A 19,339-nucleotide genomic window follows, 5' to 3' on the forward strand; every position below is an offset into this window, starting at 1 on the left:
GAAGAAGGACAACAGAGTGACAAACAACAGGGCGAGGGCGCTGCGCGCCTGGTTCGGCGCTGCGACGATTCTTGCCGGCGGCGCCGTGGTGCTGCCGACGATGGCCGTCGCGCAGGTGACAACGGGGCAGTTGCGCGGGCAGGTGATCGGCGCCGATGGCGCGCCCGCTGCGGGCACGGTCGTGACGGCGCGCAATACCGGCACCAACCAGACGCTGCGCACGACGACCGACGCCAATGGCGCCTATACGCTGACCGGGCTCCGTCCCGGCCCGTATGAAATCGTCGCGACCGCGGCGGAGCAGACCGTGCGCGAACTGATCCAGATCCAGATCGGCCAGGCCGCCAGCCTCGACCTGACGATCGCGGGCGACACCGGTACGGCGGTGGCCGACACCGACGAGATCGTCGTGACCGGTTCGCGCGTCAGCGAAACGCGGACCAGCGAAGTCGCCACGAACGTCAGCCAGGAACAGATCCGCAAGCTGCCGCAGACCGATCGCAACTTCCTGTCCTTCGCGGCGCTCGCCCCGGGCGTGCGTTACAATGACAGCGAGACCAGCAAGGGCATCCAGTCGGGCGCCTCGACTGCCAGCCAGGTCAATGTGTTCATCGACGGCGTCAGCCTGAAGAATAAGCTGCGCGAGGGCGGCATCGCCGGCCAGCAGAACAGCCGCGGCAACCCCTTCGGCCAGCTCGCGGTGCAGGAATTCCGCGTCCTGACGCAGAACTACAAGGCCGAATATGAGCAGGCCGGATCGGCAATCATCACCGCGATCACCAAGTCGGGGACCAACGAGTTCCACGGCGAGGCGTTCGGCCAGTATACCGACAAGGGGCTCACGCAGAAGTCGTATTTCGACAAGCGCGACAACCGGCCCGAGCCCGAGTTCGAGCGCAAGCAATATGGCGTATCGCTGGGCGGCCCGATCATCCGGGACAAGCTGTTCTTCTTTGCCGCCTATGAAGGCAACGACCAGAACCGCGCCTTCAACGTCGACAGCACGGGTTCGGCGGAGGCCGTCGCCGAGTTCGAGAACGTGTCCGGGCGCCGGCTGTCGGAATTCGAAGGCGCGTTCGTCAGCCCGTTCCGCAGCGACTTCTACTTCGGCAAGCTGACGCTGACGCCGAGCACCGCCGATACGTTCGACCTGTCGTTCAGCCGTCGCCAGGAAACCGACATCCAGGGCTTTGGTGGCAACACCTCGTATGAATATGCCGAGAACAAGATCAACAAGGTCGATACCTACTTGTTCAAGTGGACGCATGTCGGCGAGAATTTCACCAACGAATTCAGCGCTAACTATCTGGATTACATCTTCAATCCGGTGTCGCTGAATCCGAATTCGGTCACCTACGACTATGCTTCGGTGATCCTGTTCGGCGGCCGCGAGTCAACGCGGCGTGAGGTCCAGAAGGGCCATACGCTGCGCAACGACTTCACCTACACCGGGTTCGACAATCACGCGATCAAGGTCGGTGCGCGGGTCGAAGTGACCGACATCGAATTTGCGAACAACGCGCTGCTCCAGCCGCGCTATACGTTCCGCCGCGAGCCGAACAACAATCTCAGCTTCGCTTTCCCCGCCGAGGCGCGGCTGGGGCTGGGCAGCGGGTTGGTCCAGGGGTCGAACACCCAGATCGGGCTGTACGCACAGGACGATTGGGATCTCACCAGTCGGCTCCAGCTCAATGTCGGCGTACGCTGGGATTACGAGACCAACGGCAACAACAACGACTATCGCACCCCGGCATCCGCCGCTGCGGCGCTGCGTTCGTTGCCGGCCACATCCTATTTCAATCCCGAAAACTACATTAATGACGGCTCGAACCGCAAACCGTTCGCGGGTGCAATCGCGCCGCGCTTCGGCTTCTCCTGGGATATCACCGGCGATCGCTCGACGGTGTTTTTCGGCGGCTTCGGGCGCTATTATGATCGCAACAACTTCAACAACACGATCGACGAACTGTCGCGCACGATCAATCCGGTCGGCGTGTTCCGCTTCTCGACCGATGGGCAGCCCCGCGGCGGACTCCCGACGATCCAGTGGAACCCATCCTATCTGACGCGCGATGGGCTTCTGGCTCTGCGCGCGAGCGCGGCCAGCGCCGGGCTGCCCGAACTGTTCGCGGTCAAGAACGACACCAAGCCGCCGGTGAACGACCAGATCAGCCTGGGCGTGCGGCAGCGGGTGGGCATCTTCCAGGCGTCGCTGACCGGCTCGTACCAGCGCGGGCGCAACGGCTACACCAATTTGCGCGCGACCCGGCTGAACAACGGGCTGGGCGGGTGCTGCGACACCTCGACGGTGGTTCCGCTGGGATACTCGAACGTGCTGATCGGCTATGACGGGCTCGATACGCGGTACAAGGCGATCTTCTTCACGCTCGACAAGACCTATACGGAGGCTTCGGGCTGGGGGTTCAACCTTGCCTATACGCTGTCCAAGGGCGAGCAGAATGGCGGCGATCTGTTCAGCCTGGATGCGGTGACGCCCGACGATTATGGCTGGCGTCCGCGCAACGGCGACGAGCGGCACCGGCTGGTCATTTCGGGGCTGGTCGACCTGCCGCTCGGCTTCCAGCTATCGACGCTGACGACGCTGGGCAGTGGCCAGGCGTTCCGGGTGACCGATGGCACGAACGGCGCCGAATCTGGCTTTAATGCCTTCACCGCGGGCTATCCCGAGAAGAACTGCATCAACGGCGTGTTCGCATATTGCGAAGTCAATGTCAGCCTCGCGAAGACGCTTCGGCTGTTCGGCAACCACGAGGTCGAGGCGGCAGTCGACGTATTGAACGCCTTCAACAACAAGAATTTCGAAGGTTTCGACGACTTCTTCAACAACACGATCAACCCCGCCACCGGCCAGGTAACCGACACGCTCGACCCTGCGCGGATCGGTCGCAATACGATCACGCTGCCGCGCCGTATCCAGTTCCGGCTGAACTACCGCTTTTAACTCGACCCTCCTCTGGCGGGGCCGCCGCTTCCCCCCTTTGTCGGCCCCGCCTCCTTTTTCAGGAGTCTCCGTACCGTGATTACCCGCCGCACGCTCGTCTCCCGGGCTTCGATGCTTCTGGCGGGGGCGGCGGCTACCGGCTGCTCGCGCCTGCCCGATGTTGCAGCAAGCCCTGCCACGCCTGCGCTGATGGACGATCTCGCCGAGCGCACCTTCCGCTTTTTTTGGGAAACGACCAATCCCCGCAACGGGCTCGCGCCCGATCGCTGGCCGACCAAGGGCTTCTCCAGCATCGCCGCCACCGGCTTTGCGCTGACCGCCTACCCGATCGGGGTCGAGCGCGGCTGGATCGCCCGCGATGCCGCGCTGGAGCGTACGCTGGCGACTTTGCGCTTCTTCTGGAACGCGCCGCAGGGGGATGCCGCCAGCGGCGTCACCGGCCACAAAGGCTTTTTCTACCATTTCCTCGACATGGAGACCGGGCATCGGTTCGGTCGCACCGAATTGTCGTCGGTCGACACTGCCTTGCTTCTCGGCGGCATCCTGTTCGCCGGCCAATATTTCGATCGCGCCACCGCCGAAGAGGCCGAGGTCCGCGACCTGGCGGACAAGATCTGCGCCCGCGTCGACTGGCGCTGGATGCAAAAGCCGTCGCGGGTGCTTTGCATGGGCTGGCATCCGGAGCGTGGATTCATCCCGTCCGACTGGCATGGCTATAACGAGGGCATGCTCGTCTATCTTCTGGCGCTTGGTGCGCCGGACCCGGATCGCCGCGTGGAGCCCGACGCATGGGCCGCCTGGGCATCGACCTATCCCCGGAGCTGGCGCGGGGAGGGGGCTACACGGCACCTCGCCTTCGCACCCCATTTCGGCCACCAATATAGCCATGTCTGGGTCGATTTCCGCGGCATTCGCGACGCGACGATGCGCGAGGCTGGGTTCGATTATTTCGAGAATAGCCGTCGCGCGACCTATGCGCAGCGCGCCTATGCGACGGCCAACCCGATGGGGTGGACCGGATATTCGGCGGACGTGTGGGGCCTGACCGCGTGCGACGGGCCCGCCGGCGTGAAGCGCGTCGTCAACGGCACCGAACGGACCTTCCGTACTTACTCGGCGCGCGGCCCGCTTGGGCTTCCCGACGAGTTTGACGACGGCACGATCGCGCCGACGGCAGCGCTGGGGTCGATCGCGTTCGCGCCGGAAATCGTCGAGCCCTGCGCCGCCGCGCTTCATGCGCGCTATGGCCGCAAACTCTATGGGCGCTACGGCTTCCTCGACAGCTTCAACCCGAGCTTCCGGTTTACCGATGCGAAGCTGTCAAAGGGCAGTGTCGATCCCGAGCTTGGCTGGTTCGACGACGATTATCTGGGGATCGACCAGGGGCCGATCCTGACGATGATGGCCAATCACCGCGACGACTTCGTCTGGAGCCGGATGCGACGGGCGCCCGCGATCCGGACCGGGCTGGCGCGTGCCGGCTTCATCGGCGGCTGGCTGGGATGACTCCGCTCGCGGCGCTGGCGCCGCGGTCGGTGCAGGGGGCGTATCGGCGGGGACTCCGGTACAAAAGTAAGAACGATAATATACATTATGTAAGTTAAAGACGGATATGACTCCCCGGGGCATCCCTGATACCGGTCACCCCTTCTTGGCCGCCCAAGCGTCAATCGCCGCGTCGAGCACCGCCATCGGCATCGGCCCTGCGGTCAGCACCAGATCGTGGAAGCCCCGTATGTCGAACCCTCCGCCCATCGCGCCGCGTGCCCGCTCGCGCGCGGCTACGATCGCGTTGGCGCCGACCTTGAAGCTGCACGCCTGGCCGGGATAAACGGCATAGCGCGTGACTTCGCGGTCGGTCGCCTCCTGCTGCTCGCCGGCATTTTCGACCATCCACGCCACCGCCTGCGCCTTGGTCCAGCGATGATGGTGCAGTCCGGTGTCCACGACGATCCGCGCGGCGCGAAACAGTTCGGACTGGAGATAGCCGATCCGCCCGAACGGATCGTCGGCATAGACCCCAAGCTCGTCGGCGACCTGTTGCGCGTACAGCGCCCAGCCTTCGGTATAGGCCGAGAACCGGACCATGCGCCGGAACAACGGCAACGCAGGCGCGTGGCCGAGGACGCTATACTGAAAATGATGTCCTGGAACCCCCTCGTGATGCGTGAGCGTCGGGAGGCGCCACGTGACATGCTCGCCGGGAGTCTTGAGGTTGAGCGAATAGATGCCCGGCTGCCCCGGCGCGCCCTCCGAGTAGAACGCGCCTGGCGCGCCCGCCTCGATCGCTGGCGGGATGCGGCGCACGACGATCGGATCGACGGTCGCGATGCCGAATGCGTCCGGCAACAGCGCGGTTACCGTCTTCAGATGGGTCTCGGCCAGCGCGAGCAGCGTTGCGCGACCGGCGTCGTCGGGCGACACGCGGAACCGCGGGTCCTGGTTGAGCGCCGCGACGCGGGCAATCACGCCCCCGCGAGTCAGCCCCTGCGCGCGGAGCAAGCGGTCGATCTGGTCGGTGAGCGCGCGGCATTGTTCGAGGCCGATCCGGTGCAACTCGCCCGGCGTGGTTTCGGCCGTTGTGTTCGATCGCACCGCCGCGGCATAATAGGCGTCGCCGTCGGGCAGCTTCCACACCCCGGCGCGGCTGTCGGCTCGGGGCGCCAGCGCCTCGAGCGCAGCGATCTGGCGGCTGAGTGCGGGCTGGATCCGGGTACGAAACGTCGCGAGGGCGCGCCCTGCGACGTCCCCCACCCCCTTTTCCCCCAGCCCCTTCTCGGCGATGCGCTTCAGCGCCGGCGCGATCAACGCGGACTGGAGCGGATCGCCATCGCGCAGCCCCTTGATCTGGGTAATGGTGCGGACGAGCACGAAATCCGGCGGGACCACGCCCAGCGCGGCGTCGTGCGCGATGCGATCGGTTTCCTGGTCGAGAGCGGTTGCGAGCGCCGCAAGGCGCGCGAGCCATGCCTCGACGTCTGCGGCATCCTCAATCGGGTGCCGGCTGCCGATAAAGTCCGGGAGCCAGTAATAGGCGCCGTTCATCTGGCTCACGACATAGGGGCTCGGACGCAGATTGCCGTCGACATAGCCATAGCGGCCCAGCAGATCGTCGAGCGTGCGATAGACATAGCCAGCGACGGCATGGTCGAGCCGCGCCCGCGGGGACAGCGCGCCCACGGGAATTGCGTCGAGTTCGGTCAGCGCCGCGCGAATTGCCGCGCGGTCCCCCGCGCGCGCACCCAGCGAGCGGTCGTCGAGCCGCCCGCGCAGCGCCGCATTTGCGCCGACGTCGTAATTGTTCGCGGTCGCCTCTTCGGGCGAGCGGTGGAGATAGGCATCGCTGTGCCGCTGCAACAGCGCCTGAAGCGCCGCGTCGGCACCTCCCGCTGCCTGCCCGTGCGCCGGCAACGCGCCGGTTCCCCACCCCATCAGGACTCCGGCTGCGGACGCTTCCAGAAAACGGCGTCGATCCATCGCGGCGGTACTCCTGGTACATGAAATCGGGGCGGCGGTTTCCCGCCGCCCCAAGGGTTTTCAGAACTTGATGCCGAAGCTAGCGCCGACGACGCGGTACGACGGCTCGACCTGCACGCCCGAATAGAACGCCTTCTCATACGCATTGGCGAAGTATTTGGCGTCGAAAAGATTCTCGACATACACCGTCGCACGAATGGTCTCGGTCTCCAGGCCCATGCGCAGGTTCACATTGTGATAGCTGGGCGAAATGAACGGATAGACATTGTAGCGGTACGCGTAAGGATTGGAGATCATCTTGTCGCGGAAGTTCCACTCCGCCCGCACAAAGCCTTTCAGGTCTCCGGCAATCGTCCGCTTATACTGGGCCTGCGCGCCCAGCGTCCATTCGGGCGCATTGACGAGTTGCTTGCCGGTAACATTGATGACCGCGCCGTCGATCAGGGCGTTCGGATAGTCCTTGAACTTGGTCTTGTTCCAGCCGACCTGCCCGCTCAGCGTGAATTCGGGCGTGATCCGGGCGTCGAAGCTGGCTTCGGCGCCATAGCTCTCGGCCGCCGCGGCGTTCGCGATACCGCTGACGCTGCGCAGCAACCCGGTCACGGTGTCGATATATTGGAAGCGGATCGTCTGCTGGACGTTCTTCCAGTCCATATAGAAGCTCGTGACGTCGACGCGGAGCTTGCCGTCGAACAGGTCGAACTTGGTGCCCAGTTCGTAATCCCACAGCGTTTCGGGCTTGAAGTCGTTGGTAAGGTTGACGTTGTTGCTGGTCTGGGTGCCGCCGGACTTGAACCCGCGCGACGCGTTGGCGAAGATCAGCCAGTCCGGGCTGACCTTGTAGCTGAGCGTGAACTTCGGCGAAAAATCGTCGAACTTCGACACACGGTCATTAACGCCGGTCTGCACCAGGTTCGATCGCGTGATCGAATAGTTCATCACCGTTTCGCGCGAATAGCGGACGCCCACCGTGGCCGCGAGCTTGCTCGTTACGTTGAGCGTGCCCTGCCCGAACATTGCCCAATAATCGGTGGAGCTGTTGCTATCGAGTCCGGTGACTTCAAGTCCGCTACACTTGCCGGCATAGCTGGCGGGGCACAACGGGCTGTCGGCGCCGTGATAGGTCGACTGGTCCATCACGCCGGTGTCGCGACCGACCGAGGTGCCGACGCTCCAGTCGAACAGGTTGTCGTTACCGGTCGACTGGACTCGCAACTCTCCGCTGGTCGACTTGCGGACGAGGAACAGGTCTTCGTAGAAATAGTCGCGGCTGCCGCCGTCGACATCGCCATAGTTGAACACCTCGGAACGAAGCGTGCCGACCACGCCGGTGATCGCCACGGTGCCGATTTCCCATACTGCGCGGCCGCTGAGATATTCGAAGTCGCCGCCGACTTCCTGGGGCCGGTTGAAGTTCACCCGCGTCGAATTGTCGGGGAAGAACCCCACCCCGTCCGCCGCGCCGATATTGCCGGCGGTCTTGCCGTAATAGACCGATGCCCAGGTCGCAGTGACGAAGCCCGTGGGCACGCCGTTGCGCATCCCGACGGTTTCGTTCGACTTGTTATAGGTCAGGTCGAGCGTGAAATTGTCGGTCGGCGTCAGCCGGGCCTGCGCGCGATAGGTGTAATATTCGCTGTCATTACCGCCACCGATGGGATTGATATTCTTGATAAATCCGTCGGAATGCTCGTACTTGCCCGAGGCGCGTACCGCGAGCAGCCCATCGATCACGGGCACGTTCACCGCACCCTCGGCCCGATAGGTGTTGTAGCTGCTATAGCCCGCGTCGATGAAGCCCTCGAATTCGTTCACGGGTTTCTTGGTGATGACGTTGATCGCGCCGCCCACGGCGTTGCGACCGAAATAGGTCCCCTGCGGCCCGCGCAGCACTTCGATCCGCTCGAGGTCGACGATCTGCGGGTTGCTGGTGCCCGCCGCGACGTTGAACTCGTCGATGTAGAACGCATAGGTCGACTGACGGACATCGGCATAGGGGTTCAGCTGGTTCGAAATGCCGCGGATCGCGAGGTCCTTGCGATCGCGCGACCCGTTCGACTGAAAGCTGACATTCGGTGTCAGCGCGAAATAATCCTCGACGCTCTGGACATTCTGGTCCTGCAGCGTCTGCGCGGTCACTGCGGTGATCGCGATCGGCACGTCCTGCAGGCTCTGTTCGCGGCGCTGCGCAGTCACGACGATCTCGTCCGGAGACGTGGTCGTCGCGGTGTCCTGCGCCCATGCCGGCGTGGCAGCGACGCCGCCCATCAACGCGGCGGCGGCGACCCCCGCCGCAAGCCGGGCGGTAGCGCGCATCCCAATCAACGTATAGCTCATGTCAAATCCCCCTCACCTGCCGGAGGGCGCTTGCCCTCCGGACTCTGAAACCCCGGTCCTCTCCGAAAATGCCGCCTTCAGGCGGTCACGCAGTCCAGCATTGCGGGTCCAGCGGCCCCTTGCTCGCGTCCAGATCGCTGCGCACCAGCACGATCGACGCGATCTTGCCGTCCTTGACGACGGCGTGCCCTGCCGCCAGCGAGCACGCGACCTTGCCGCTGCGGCGCGAGCGGATGACGTGATAGGTGTAGATCAGCCCGTCCTTCTCGAAGACTTCCTTGAACGGCACGACGATCTCGACGTCACCGCCACCGGCCTGGATCTTCTGGAAATGCGTGGCCCATTCGCCGACGCCGCGGATCGCAGTGCGGCCCTCGAGGATCAGCGTCGCGTCGGGCGTGAAGAACTTCGAGAAATTCTCCTCGGTGTACGCGCCCGGCGTCTTGAACGCGGTGTTCCACCACACGAACATGCGCGACAGAATATCGGTCGCGGGCTTCTCGACGGGCGCGGTGACGGGCTGGTCCGGACGGGCTGTGGCGGGCGCCGACAGCGCCAGCCCTGCGAGCATGATTGCGGATGCGACCTTTTTCTGCACGATATGCTCCCTGTAGCAATGTTGCGGTTTGACTGGCTTGGACGCCATGTTCGTGCAGCAAGTGTCCGTCAGTTGCATTGTTGTGGCAACGGCATTGCAAATTCGTGATCGTTGCGTTCAGTGCAAATTAGCGGCCCGACCAGGCCCTGTCGCGCCGAGCGATAGCGCTATTTCACCAACAGGATCCGGCTGTTGGGCGGGTACACCCATTCCAGGCCCCGTGCGGTCACGACGCCATTGTCCTCGAGCGGTATCTTGATTTTGCGCGGCCCCCATTCGGGGACGACCGTGTAGAGGAACAGCTCGATCGAGAGCAGATTGCCTGCACGCAGCGTATAGGTGGCCCGAAGCGGGTTGAAATCGGCCATCGACGGCCCCGAGCCATGGCCGAAATCTCCCACCGAATGGCTGCCGATCACCACGTCGGACACCCCCAGGTCGCGGCTGGGGTCGTCATAGCGGCCCAGGACATAGCCCTTGGTCTCCGCCACGCGCCGATTGACCGTCGCCAGCGCTTCGCCCGCGGGGACGCCGGGGCGGATCGTATCCAGGATCATCCGCCGGATGCCCAGCGCCCTGTCGAATGCGCGCTGTACGCCGGGCGGCGGCGCATTCTCGCCGGGCTTCAGCACATAGGCCATGCGCTTCATATCGGTATAGGCGAGCAGGTAATGGACTCCCCAGTCGACCGTGATCAGGTCCCCGGGCTGGATCACATGATCCCCCGACACCGGCCCGCGCTCGCCGGGGCCCAGGATGTAGATGCTGGGCAGGCCGAAGCTGTTTCCCAGCCCTTCCTTGTGAAGTTGCTCCATCATCCACCAGGCGACGTCGCCGGTGGTGGTGTGGCCGGGTCGGATCACCTCGTTCGACAGCGCGCGCTCGACGATGGTACGCGAATATTCGCCCGCTCGGGCAAAGGCGGCGATGCTGGTCGCGGTGTTGCGCGAGCGGAAGTCCGATACGAGCTTTTCGGCGGACACCAGCCGCCCCGACAGATCGGGGCCGAGCGTCTCGCGGACCTTCTCGTGGAGCGCGTGGCTGAGGCCGTCTGCGGTGCCGATCTCGGTCGCGACATTGATACCGATCCGCTTTGGGTTGCGCGCCTCGACGAACGCACGGAGTTGCGCGGGCGAAACCTTGACGTCGTAGAGCGGGCATTGGTCGAATCCCGCCCCGCCGATCCCCATCACCGCACGCTCGATGCGCCCTCCCCCTTTGTCGGTGAAGACGAAATAGCCGATATCCGAGGTATAGCCGCCGCCCAGCATCGCCGCGTTCGGATCGTCATGGCCTTCGCGCATCGCGACCAGCCACATGTCGATGCCGTTCTCGCGCATCGCCTCGGGCAGGATGGTGTCGAGCTTGTCCTTGCGGATCTGGCAGAGCTCATCCCAACGGCGCTTGGCTTCCTGCGCATTTGCGGGCTGCGCCCCCGCCGCCAGCGCAATGGCAAGCGCCAGGGGAGCAAAAAGGCGATGGCGCTTGGCGGGCATAGAGGATTCTCCAGGATGGTCAGCGACGCATTTTGTCGCCCGAACCACCCCGGAATTCAATCATAATATAACAGCAATCACACGATTACCGTCTTAATTTGCGGTCGGCACTGCCGCCGCGTCGTTGCGAACGATCTTGCCGCCTTTCATCACGAAGCCGATCGTCCGCAGCGCGCCGATCGCCCGGGTCGGGTCGGAATCGACTGCTACGATATCGGCATAATAGCCGGGCTTGAGCAGGCCGACCTCGCTGTCGACCCCCAGCATGCGCGCGGGCTCGATCGTCGCGGCGCGCAACGCTTGTGCAGGCGTCATCCCGGCGTCGACATAGATTTCGGCCTCGCGGACCGTGGCTGTCGTGCCTTCGTTGGGCTCCCACGGATATTGATCGGTCCCGAGAGCGATGTTCACGCCCGTGGTGATCGCGGTGCGCAATACGCCGATATGCGCCTTGCCGACCGAGTCGACGCGCGCGAGATACCAGTCGGGCGACCCGATTTTCTTGTAGAAGGCACGCGCCCCGCTCTGGCTGACGACGATCGTCGGGACGTACCAGACGCCCTTGGCCTTCATCTTCCGGAGCACGTCGGGCGTCAGGAAATAGCCATGTTCGATGCAGTCGATGCCCGCATCGATCGCGACGTCGGTCGCGATCGGCGATCCGCTATGCCCGGTGACCTTGACGCCGTTGCGATGCGCGACTTCGATCGCGGTCTTTAGTTCGTCATCGGTGAAGGGCGACGCGCCGATATCGCCATGCGTGTCGGAGATGCCGCCGGAGATGCCGAGCTTGATCCAAGTGGCGCCCGCCTTGATCTGCTCGCGCACCGCCTTGGCGAATTCGGCTGCGCCGTTGACCTCGGTCTTGCCGTGCCCGCCGGTCGCGACGATCGACGACCCTGCGGTATGGATGCGGGGCCCCGCGAACATCCCCGAATCGATCGCGCGCTTGACCGTGAAGTCGACCCCCGCGTCTGACCCGGTCAGCCGGATCGTGGTGACCCCCGAAAGCAGCGATTTCTGCGCGTTGTCGAGCGTGCGGAGCGCCATCGAATCCGCAGTCTCGCCATAGATCCGCGCGGCCCCCGGGAGGTTCAGCGCGAGATGGACGTGCATGTTCATCAGCCCGGGAATCAGCCATTTGCCCTGCATCGGCACGACCGTCGCGTCGGTGGGCACCGGGGTAGTCGCGCGTGGCCCGATCGCCTTGATCCGCTCCCCCTCCACCAGCACTACCGCATCAAGCAATGGCGCCTTGCCGGCAAGATCGGCGACATTGCCGCCGACCAGCGCCACGACCTGTGCGCACGCCGGGACAGAGCCCAGCACCGCGACGCTCGCTGCAACGGCGACCAGGAGTTTCCGCATCGTCTTGTTCCTTTCGGCCCGCATCAGCGCGCGACCGGTTCAGGATGCGCGTCGTCGCGATAAATCGCCCCGCCCTTCATCACGAAGTCGAGCGTGCGCAGCGCGGCAATATCGCGGGTCGGATCGGCCGAAACGGCAACGATATCGGCATATTGGCCGGGAACGATCCGCCCGACCTCCTTGTCGAGTCCCAGCATCCGCGCGGGCTGGATCGTCGCGGCCTGAAGCGCCTGGAGCGGCGTCATCCCGGCCTTCACGTACAGTTCGGCCTCGGCGACGGTCGCGGTGGTGCCGCCATTGGGTTCGAACGGGAACTGGTCGGTGCCGAGCGCGACGTTGATCCCCATGCGGATCGCCTTTTGTAGCATCGCCCAATGGTCCTTGCCGGTCGAGGCGACGCGCTCCAGATACCAGTCGGGCGAGCCGATCTTGCGATAGAATTCATATGCGCCGGGCTGGCTGACGACGATCGTCGGGACGAGCCACACGCCCTGCGCCTTCATCTTGGACAGCACCTCGTCATTGAGGTGATAGCCATGTTCGAAACAGTCGATCCCGAATTTCAGCGCCTGGAGCGCCGCTTCGGACGAGCCGTTATGCGCGGTGACCTTCACGCCGTTGCGGTGCGCGACTTCGATGATGGTCGACAACTCGGCATCAGTCATCGGGGCGGCGGAGATGCTGCCATGCGAATCCGAGATGCCGCCGGATATCGCGATCTTGATCCAGGTCGCGCCGCGCTTGATCTGTTCGCGCGCCACCTTGCTGAACTCGGCGGGGCCATCGGCCTCCAGCGAGCCGTGCCCGCCGGTCGGCACGATCAGCTCGCCGGCGGATTCGATCCGCGGCCCGATCGCCTGCCCGCGCGCGATTGCACGCTTGAGCATGAAGTCGATGCCGTGATCCTCGGCGGTGAGGCGCACCGTTGTTACCCCGGCGAGCAGGCTGCGGCGCGCATTGTCGGCCATGCGCAGCGCTTCCTCGCCATCGGTTTCGTTGACGAGTTCCGCACCCGCGGCGCCCGGCAGCTTGAGTCCGAAATGGACGTGCATGTTCATCAGCCCGGGGAGCAGCCATTTGCCCTGCATCGGCACGACTCGTGCGCCCGCGGGCACCGCGACCGAGGCCGACGGGCCGACCTGGAGGATTCGCTCGCCCTGCACCAGCACGACGGCATCGCGAATCGGTGCGCCGCCGTCGATCGCCACCACCGTCGCGCCGACCAACGCCGTTACCGGCGGCACCGCCTGCGCCAGCGCCGCAGGTGTCGCGACCATCGCCGCAACTGCCGATAGCGCGGCGCGCCAGCCCGAAACTCTCATAATTGCCTCCCGGAAAACCGTAGCTGGAGACTGCGGCATGCAGCGCGGAAAACAATGTGCAAAGTGCCGCAACTTCATTGCGCAAAATGCAACGCAAACCACAAAAGCTTTCACTCCGAGCAAACAAGACGCCCGGAAAATGGCGGTTTACCGTGGTTCTACCCCCTGAACGGGCATTTTGACGGCGCGTGCGCGGGTGGTTGCATTCTTGCCGCATCGCGACACGATTGCGCCTCGCCGATCTGGGGAGCGATTAGTGCCACACGACATTCTATCGGGGTTCACCCGCCGCCGGACGCTGGGGATGCTGGCAGCCACGGCGCTGACTCCGCTGGCGGCGACGGCGCGCGGCATCGATCCGGGGCAGGCGCTGCGCGCGCTGCTCGATCGGAGCGAGGCCGCGGACGCCGCGCTCGACCCGCTGCGCGCGGCGCGCATCGGCACCGGGCCGGGCGGTCCGCTGTTCGTCGATCCGCTCGGCGACGACTATGCCCGCAGCTTGCACGCCAACAAGCGGAGCGATCTCGACGCGCTCGCCGCGATCGATCGCGGCGCGCTCGGCGCTGTCGACCGGATCGCCTATGACGTTTTCGACTATCGCACCCGCCAAACCCTGGCGCTGTTCGATAGCGGGCTGTTCGAAGTGCAATTGCGTGCGCCGCTCAATCCCTCGTTCGGGTTGCATGTCGAATTTCCCGATTTCCTGTCGGGCGGGAGCAGCCGATATGCCAGCGCATCCGATTACGCCGATGCGCTGACGCGGATCGAAGGGTTTGTCGGCTATCTGGACAGCGTCGTGGCGCGGCTGAAACAGGGGCTGGCCGAGGGCTATGTCCAGCCTTGGGTCCTGGTCACCAACGTGTTGGCCCAGCTTGACGCGATGCTCGCCCTGCCGATCGAGGACAGCCCGTTCTGGTCGGGGATCAAGCGGATGCCCGCGGCGATCCCGCCCGCCGAGCAGGCGCGGATCACCGCGGCGTTCCGCGCTGCGATCACGGGCAAGGTCATGCCGGCCTATCGCGCATGGGCAGTCTATCTCCGCGAAACCTATCTGCCGCGTGCTACCGAGGCGCCCGGGCTATGGGCGATGAAGGACGGGGCGGCGCTCTACGCCTGGGACTTGGCCCGGCATACCACCACCCAACGCTCCGCCGACGACATCCACGCGCTAGGCCTTGCCGAAGTCGCCCGCATACGCGGCGAGATGGAGGGGGTGCGCGCCAAGGTCGGATTTCAGGGCGATCTCAAGGCGTTCTTCGAACATATTCGGACGGACCCGCAATATTATTGCAAGACCCCGGCCGAACTGCTCGCGCGGTTCAAGGCGATCGAGGCGAAGATCTGGCCTGGCATTCCCCGCCTGTTCCACGATCGCCCCAAGGCGCCGTTCGAAGTCCGCCCCCTGCCCGCGCTCGGCGACCAGCGCGGCACCGGCTATTACCGCCCCGGTCCGCCCGACGGAGTGTCGCCGGGCATCCTCTATTTCAACATGTCGATGCTCGGCACGCGTCCGATCCCGACGCTGGAGACGCTGACGCTGCACGAGGGGATTCCCGGGCATCATTTCCAGCTCACGCTGGCGATCGAAAACGCCGATCTGCCGCCGTTGCTGCGCCACGGCCAGGCCACTGCCTATACCGAAGGCTGGGGCCTGTACGCCGAGTCGCTCGGCCCGGAGCTGGGGATGTTCGGCGATCCGATGCAGTGGTTCGGGCATCTCGACATGGAGATGCTGCGCGCGGTGCGTCTCGTCGTCGATACCGGGCTCCACGCCCTGCGCTGGAGCCGGCAGGCGGCGATCGACTATATGCTCGCCAACACGTCGATGGCGCCGCGCGACGTCGCGGTCGAGATCGATCGCTATATTGCCTATCCGGGCCAGGCCTGTGCGTACAAGATCGGCGAGCGCATGTTCCGCCAGCTTCGCGAAGACGCCGCCAAGGCGCTGGGCTCCGGCTTCGACGTTCGCGACTATCATCACCAGGTGCTCGCCACCGGGGCATTGCCGATGGACGTGCTGGAGGCGAAGATCCGCGCCTGGATCGCATCCGGCGGCGGTCGATAATGAATTTAATTTCAGTACTTCAAGGATTTGCTTGTGATATCCGATATCGAGCCTGAACCTCGGCGCCGCCCGCATCGCTGGCTGCTTCTCATCCCGTTCCTGTGGCAGGTCGCGATGATCCCGGTGGTCAACGACGTTGCGTGGCGGCCATTGTCGCTGCCCTTTCCCATGGCGTGGCAGATGGTGGGGATCGTCGTGGCCTCGATCGTCATCGCGATCGTCTATGCGATCGACCGCCGCCATCCCGAGTTCGCCGCCGATGCGGACACGCTCCCCGGATCGGGAGCCGGGCATTGATCCTCGCGCTTACGCTCGCGGTCGTGTTCGCCACCATGGCGGGCGCGATCCTCTCCGCCCGGCGCCAGGCCAAGGCGCGCACGCTCACCGAATGGGCCGTTGGCGGCCGCAAGTTCGGGGTGCTGATCTTCTGGTTCCTCAACGCGGGTGAGATCTACACTACCTTCGCGGTGCTGGGCATTTCGGGCTTTGCCTGGGCGCATGGCGCGCCCGCCTATCTGGCGCTCACCTCGGTCTCGCTGTCGGCGGCGCTCGGTTATTGGCTGATGCCGCTGATCTGGAATGCGGGGCGCCGCTACGGACTCGTGACGCAGGCGGACTTTTTCGCGGCGCATTACCAGGCGACCTGGCTCGGCGTCGTCGTCGGGCTGGCGGGGATCGCCGCGCTCATCGTCTATGTGCAAATCCAGATCGTGGCGCTCAGCCTGATCGTGCGGATGACGCTCGGCACCGACGTCTCGATCACCATGGCCGCGATCATCGCGGCGGTGGTGATGCTGAGCTTCGTCTATTTCGCCGGGCTGCGCTCCGCCGCCTTCGCCGCGGGCGTGAAAGACGTGCTGATGGTGGTGATCGTCATCACGCTCTGCGCCACCGTCGCATCGAAGGTCGGCGCGACGTCGATGCTCGACGTCTATGCGCTCGCCCAGGACAGTTTCCCCGGCATCGGACGGCTCCCCGGGCTCCAGCCCGAGGCCGGGCTCAGCACCGTCTGGCTGATGACGTCGGCGCTCAACGTCGCGCTGGGCAACTGGATACTGCCGCATCTGTTCCAGCTCTGCTTCTCGGCGGGGAGCGAGGCCACGATCCGGCGCAACGCGATCTGGCAGCCGCTTTACTCGCTTTCCTATTTCTTCATCCTGCTGCTCGGCTTCGCCGCGCTGCTCGCAGGGACCCAGCCGGCGGGAGGCGACACCAACGCGGTGCTGCTCCAGTTCGTCGCGGATCGCTATCCGGCCTGGGCGGTCGGCATCTTCGCGGGAACGGCGTGCCTGCTCGCGCTCGTGCCCGGATCGGTGCTGCTGCTCACCGCAGGATCGATCTTCAGCCGGAACGTGCTGTTGCCGCTGCGCCCCGGCCTGTCGGATCGCGCGACGCTGCTCGCCTCGCGGCTTTCGATGATCGCGTTCGCGACGGTTGCCGTCTGGCTCACCTTGGGCGGGTCGAAGTCGCTCGTCGAGATCGGGCTGTCGGCCTATGCCGCGATCGGGATGCTGGCGCCGGGGGTGTATTTCGCCTTCATCTGGAAACGCGCGCACGCGATCGGCGTCTTCGCCGGGCTGGTCGCGGGCTATCTGGCGCTGCTGCTGCCCGCCGCGCAGGCCCTGTGGGGGGCGCTGCTTCCCGGATGGGAGCCGGGGCTGATCGCGATGGCGATCAACGCCGCCGTCGCCGCCGCCGTCTCGATCGCCTGGCCCCGTCCGGCGGCGCGCGCGGTGGCGCCGGCCTAGCTCCAGCTCTTCAGCTTGGCCTCCAGCACGGCAAGCAGCCGTGCCGGTGCGCCCTCCAGCTGGCGGCCCAGCCGGTGGATCAGGCTGACGGTGCTATGTTCGATGGCCTCGTCGCGCAGCGGGCGCGCGACGAGGCTGCCTTCCTCCAGCTCGGCGAGCGCCGAGATCCGCGGAAGCACCGTAACCGCCCGCCCCGCCTTGGCAATCTCGCGCATCATCTGGAGCGAGTTGGTCACCAGCCGCGGCTCCAGCCACACCTGGCTGCGTTTCTGGGCGTCGTTGAGCGCGGTGCGGATGCGGAAGCCCTGCGGCGGCATGCACAGCTCGTGCGGCTTGAGATCGGCGATGGTCAGAGTTTCCATCGCAGCCGCCGGATGATCGGGCGCACACAACACCATCAGCGGCTGCGCAACGGCGCAGCGCGTGCGGATCTTGGGTTCGCTGGTGGTGTGCAGGATCATGCCGATATGGGCTTCGTCCTCCAGCACCATGCGGATACCCTCCGAGCTCGAACAACTCGTCACGGTGATTGCGATTCCCGGATTGCGCGCCTGGAACTGGACGATCAGCTCGGTAAAGGGCGGGCCGAAGAACCCTTCCCCGATCGCCAGATCGATCCGCCCGGTCTTGACCTCGCGCAGTTCCTGGATCTGGTTGAGCAGCGCCTCGCGGTCCGCGAGCTGGTTGCGATGATATTCGAAGGCGAGCTGCCCCGCCTCGGTCAGCCGGATCGAACGCCTGCCGCGCTCGATCAGTGCGATCCCCAATTCAGCCTCCAACTGGGCGATCTGGCGGCTGATCGATGATACCGCTACCCCGATCTTGTCGCTCGCCAGCCGCATCGATCCCAGACTGGCCGCTTCGTAAAAATAATAGAGCGCGCTGTCCCACATATCCCGGGTTCCTCATAAACTATGCTGATCATGCAGAGCCTTGCGTGGGACGCAACGATATTCGTGTTTCGTTGCCCTTGCCGCGACGTCCCTTTGGCGTAATTCCGATTGGCGGGTCCGGATCAACCGGACCGAGGGGGACAATGCATTGACGACCAAGCGATCGCGGACGGACTGGCAAGGCTATATCCCCGCCATCACCACTCCTTTCGACGCGGAAGGCGCGCTCGATTTCGCGGCGCTGGGCAGTTTGCTCGAATGGCTGCACGGCGAAGGCATGCACGGGTTGCTGCTCGCCGGGACGACCGGCGAATGGCCGAGCATGTCCAATGCCGAGCGCTGCGCGCTGTTCAGCGCCGCGGGCGCCCAGCTTCGCGGCAAGCTGCCGCTGCTCGCGGGCTGCACCGCCTTCACCGCGCGCGAGGTGATCGCGCTCGCCGATCATGCCGCGGACAGCGGATTTGACGGGATCGTCGTCACCCCCCCGCCCTATTACCGGCCGTCCGCGGACGAGATTTGCGGCTTCTACGCCGACATATCCGCGGAGAGCCGCCTGCCGATCTGCGTGTACAACTGGCCGCCCGGCACCGGGATCGACATGCCGCTCGCCCTGCTGGAGCGAATCGCCGATCTCGACAATGTCGTCGCGATCAAACAGTCGACCAGCGACCTGCGCCGTTTCGTCGCAACCTTCTTTGCGCTGAACGACAAGGTCCGCATCTTCGGCCATTCGATGGACGAACATGGCCTGGCGCTGCTTCAGGCGCGCGGCGGCGACGGGACGGTGGGCGCGGGCGCGGTGCTCGGGCGCACGCATCCGGATTTCTACAACAAACTTTGGGCCGGCGACATCGACGGCGCGCGCGAATGCGGGCGGCTGGATCGCGCGATCCTCGACGATTGGTACACGCCGGAACTGGTGGGTCGTTTCGGATCGGGACCGGCGGTGCTGAAGGCCGCGCTGAACGCGCAGGGGCTGCCCGGCGGCTTTGTCCGCAGGCCATTGCGCGACGTAGCGCCCGAGGATGCGGAGCGAATCCGGGAGACTTTGGTAAAGCTCGGGCGCATCTAGG

Annotated in this window: 13 protein-coding genes; 6 read left to right on the plus strand and 7 right to left on the minus strand. The window is 65.1% G+C overall.

All coding sequences use genetic code 11. The annotated features are described in order from the left end of the window. Positions 1-16: 16 nt before the first annotated feature. Positions 17-2,962, plus strand: a complete 2,946-nt coding sequence (locus TS85_RS07390; RefSeq protein WP_227698706.1) for a TonB-dependent receptor — start codon at positions 17-19, stop codon at positions 2,960-2,962. A 75-nt stretch (positions 2,963-3,037) separates the two neighbouring features. Continuing rightward, on the plus strand, positions 3,038-4,468 hold the full coding sequence (locus TS85_RS07395; protein WP_044331404.1) for a glucoamylase family protein: 1,431 nt from the start codon (positions 3,038-3,040) through the stop codon (positions 4,466-4,468). A gap of 135 nt (positions 4,469-4,603) precedes the next feature. Here TS85_RS07395 and TS85_RS07400 read toward each other — a convergent pair whose 3' ends face one another. The 6 genes from TS85_RS07400 to TS85_RS07425 all read right to left on the minus strand — a co-directional run bounded on the left by TS85_RS07400 (position 4,604) and on the right by TS85_RS07425 (position 13,560). Next, positions 4,604-6,439 carry a DUF885 domain-containing protein gene (locus tag TS85_RS07400; protein WP_044331405.1) on the minus strand — a complete coding sequence of 612 codons (1,836 nt, stop codon included), beginning with the start codon at positions 6,437-6,439 and terminating at the stop codon, positions 4,604-4,606. A gap of 60 nt (positions 6,440-6,499) precedes the next feature. Beyond that, positions 6,500-8,776, minus strand: a complete 2,277-nt coding sequence (locus tag TS85_RS07405; RefSeq protein WP_052507794.1) for a TonB-dependent receptor — start codon at positions 8,774-8,776, stop codon at positions 6,500-6,502. Positions 8,777-8,861: 85 nt separating this feature from the next. Next, positions 8,862-9,374 carry a hypothetical protein gene (locus TS85_RS07410; RefSeq protein WP_044331406.1) on the minus strand — a complete coding sequence of 171 codons (513 nt, stop codon included), beginning with the start codon at positions 9,372-9,374 and terminating at the stop codon, positions 8,862-8,864. A gap of 167 nt (positions 9,375-9,541) precedes the next feature. Continuing rightward, complete coding sequence (locus tag TS85_RS07415) at positions 9,542-10,870, minus strand: M24 family metallopeptidase (protein ID WP_044331407.1); 1,329 nt, start codon at positions 10,868-10,870, stop codon at positions 9,542-9,544. Between the two features lie 93 nt (positions 10,871-10,963). After that, positions 10,964-12,238 (minus strand): amidohydrolase family protein, encoded by a 1,275-nt coding sequence (locus TS85_RS07420; RefSeq protein WP_052508106.1) that lies wholly within the window; start codon positions 12,236-12,238, stop codon positions 10,964-10,966. A 23-nt stretch (positions 12,239-12,261) separates the two neighbouring features. Then, entirely contained in the window at positions 12,262-13,560 is a 1,299-nt protein-coding gene (locus TS85_RS07425; protein ID WP_052507796.1) for an amidohydrolase family protein, read from the minus strand. A gap of 256 nt (positions 13,561-13,816) precedes the next feature. Between TS85_RS07425 and TS85_RS07430 the strand changes: the two genes are divergently transcribed. From TS85_RS07430 to TS85_RS07440, 3 genes are read left to right on the plus strand one after another with little or no spacing between them, the layout of a single operon-like run. Then, on the plus strand, positions 13,817-15,625 hold the full coding sequence (locus TS85_RS07430; protein WP_227698707.1) for a DUF885 domain-containing protein: 1,809 nt from the start codon (positions 13,817-13,819) through the stop codon (positions 15,623-15,625). A 33-nt stretch (positions 15,626-15,658) separates the two neighbouring features. After that, positions 15,659-15,922: a DUF3311 domain-containing protein gene (locus TS85_RS07435; protein WP_044336029.1), complete on the plus strand. Its 264-nt coding sequence runs from the start codon at positions 15,659-15,661 to the stop codon at positions 15,920-15,922. Further along, positions 15,919-17,373 carry a sodium:solute symporter family protein gene (locus TS85_RS07440; protein WP_044331409.1) on the plus strand — a complete coding sequence of 485 codons (1,455 nt, stop codon included), beginning with the start codon at positions 15,919-15,921 and terminating at the stop codon, positions 17,371-17,373. The genes TS85_RS07435 and TS85_RS07440 overlap by 4 nt, the downstream gene beginning before the upstream one ends. On the opposite strand, the gene TS85_RS07445 is transcribed toward TS85_RS07440, so the two are convergent. Continuing rightward, the gene (locus TS85_RS07445; protein ID WP_044331410.1) at positions 17,370-18,266 is read right to left on the minus strand and encodes a LysR family transcriptional regulator; all 897 of its coding nucleotides are present in this window, start codon (positions 18,264-18,266) and stop codon (positions 17,370-17,372) included. The two genes, TS85_RS07440 and TS85_RS07445, sit on opposite strands and share 4 nt — an antisense overlap. Positions 18,267-18,414: 148 nt before the next feature. On the opposite strand from TS85_RS07445, the gene TS85_RS07450 reads away from it, so the two are divergent. Then, complete coding sequence (locus TS85_RS07450) at positions 18,415-19,338, plus strand: dihydrodipicolinate synthase family protein (protein ID WP_044331411.1); 924 nt, start codon at positions 18,415-18,417, stop codon at positions 19,336-19,338. Position 19,339: the final 1 nt, after the last annotated feature.

The organism is Sphingomonas hengshuiensis, from assembly GCF_000935025.1.
Lineage (GTDB): Bacteria > Pseudomonadota > Alphaproteobacteria > Sphingomonadales > Sphingomonadaceae > Sphingomonas > Sphingomonas hengshuiensis.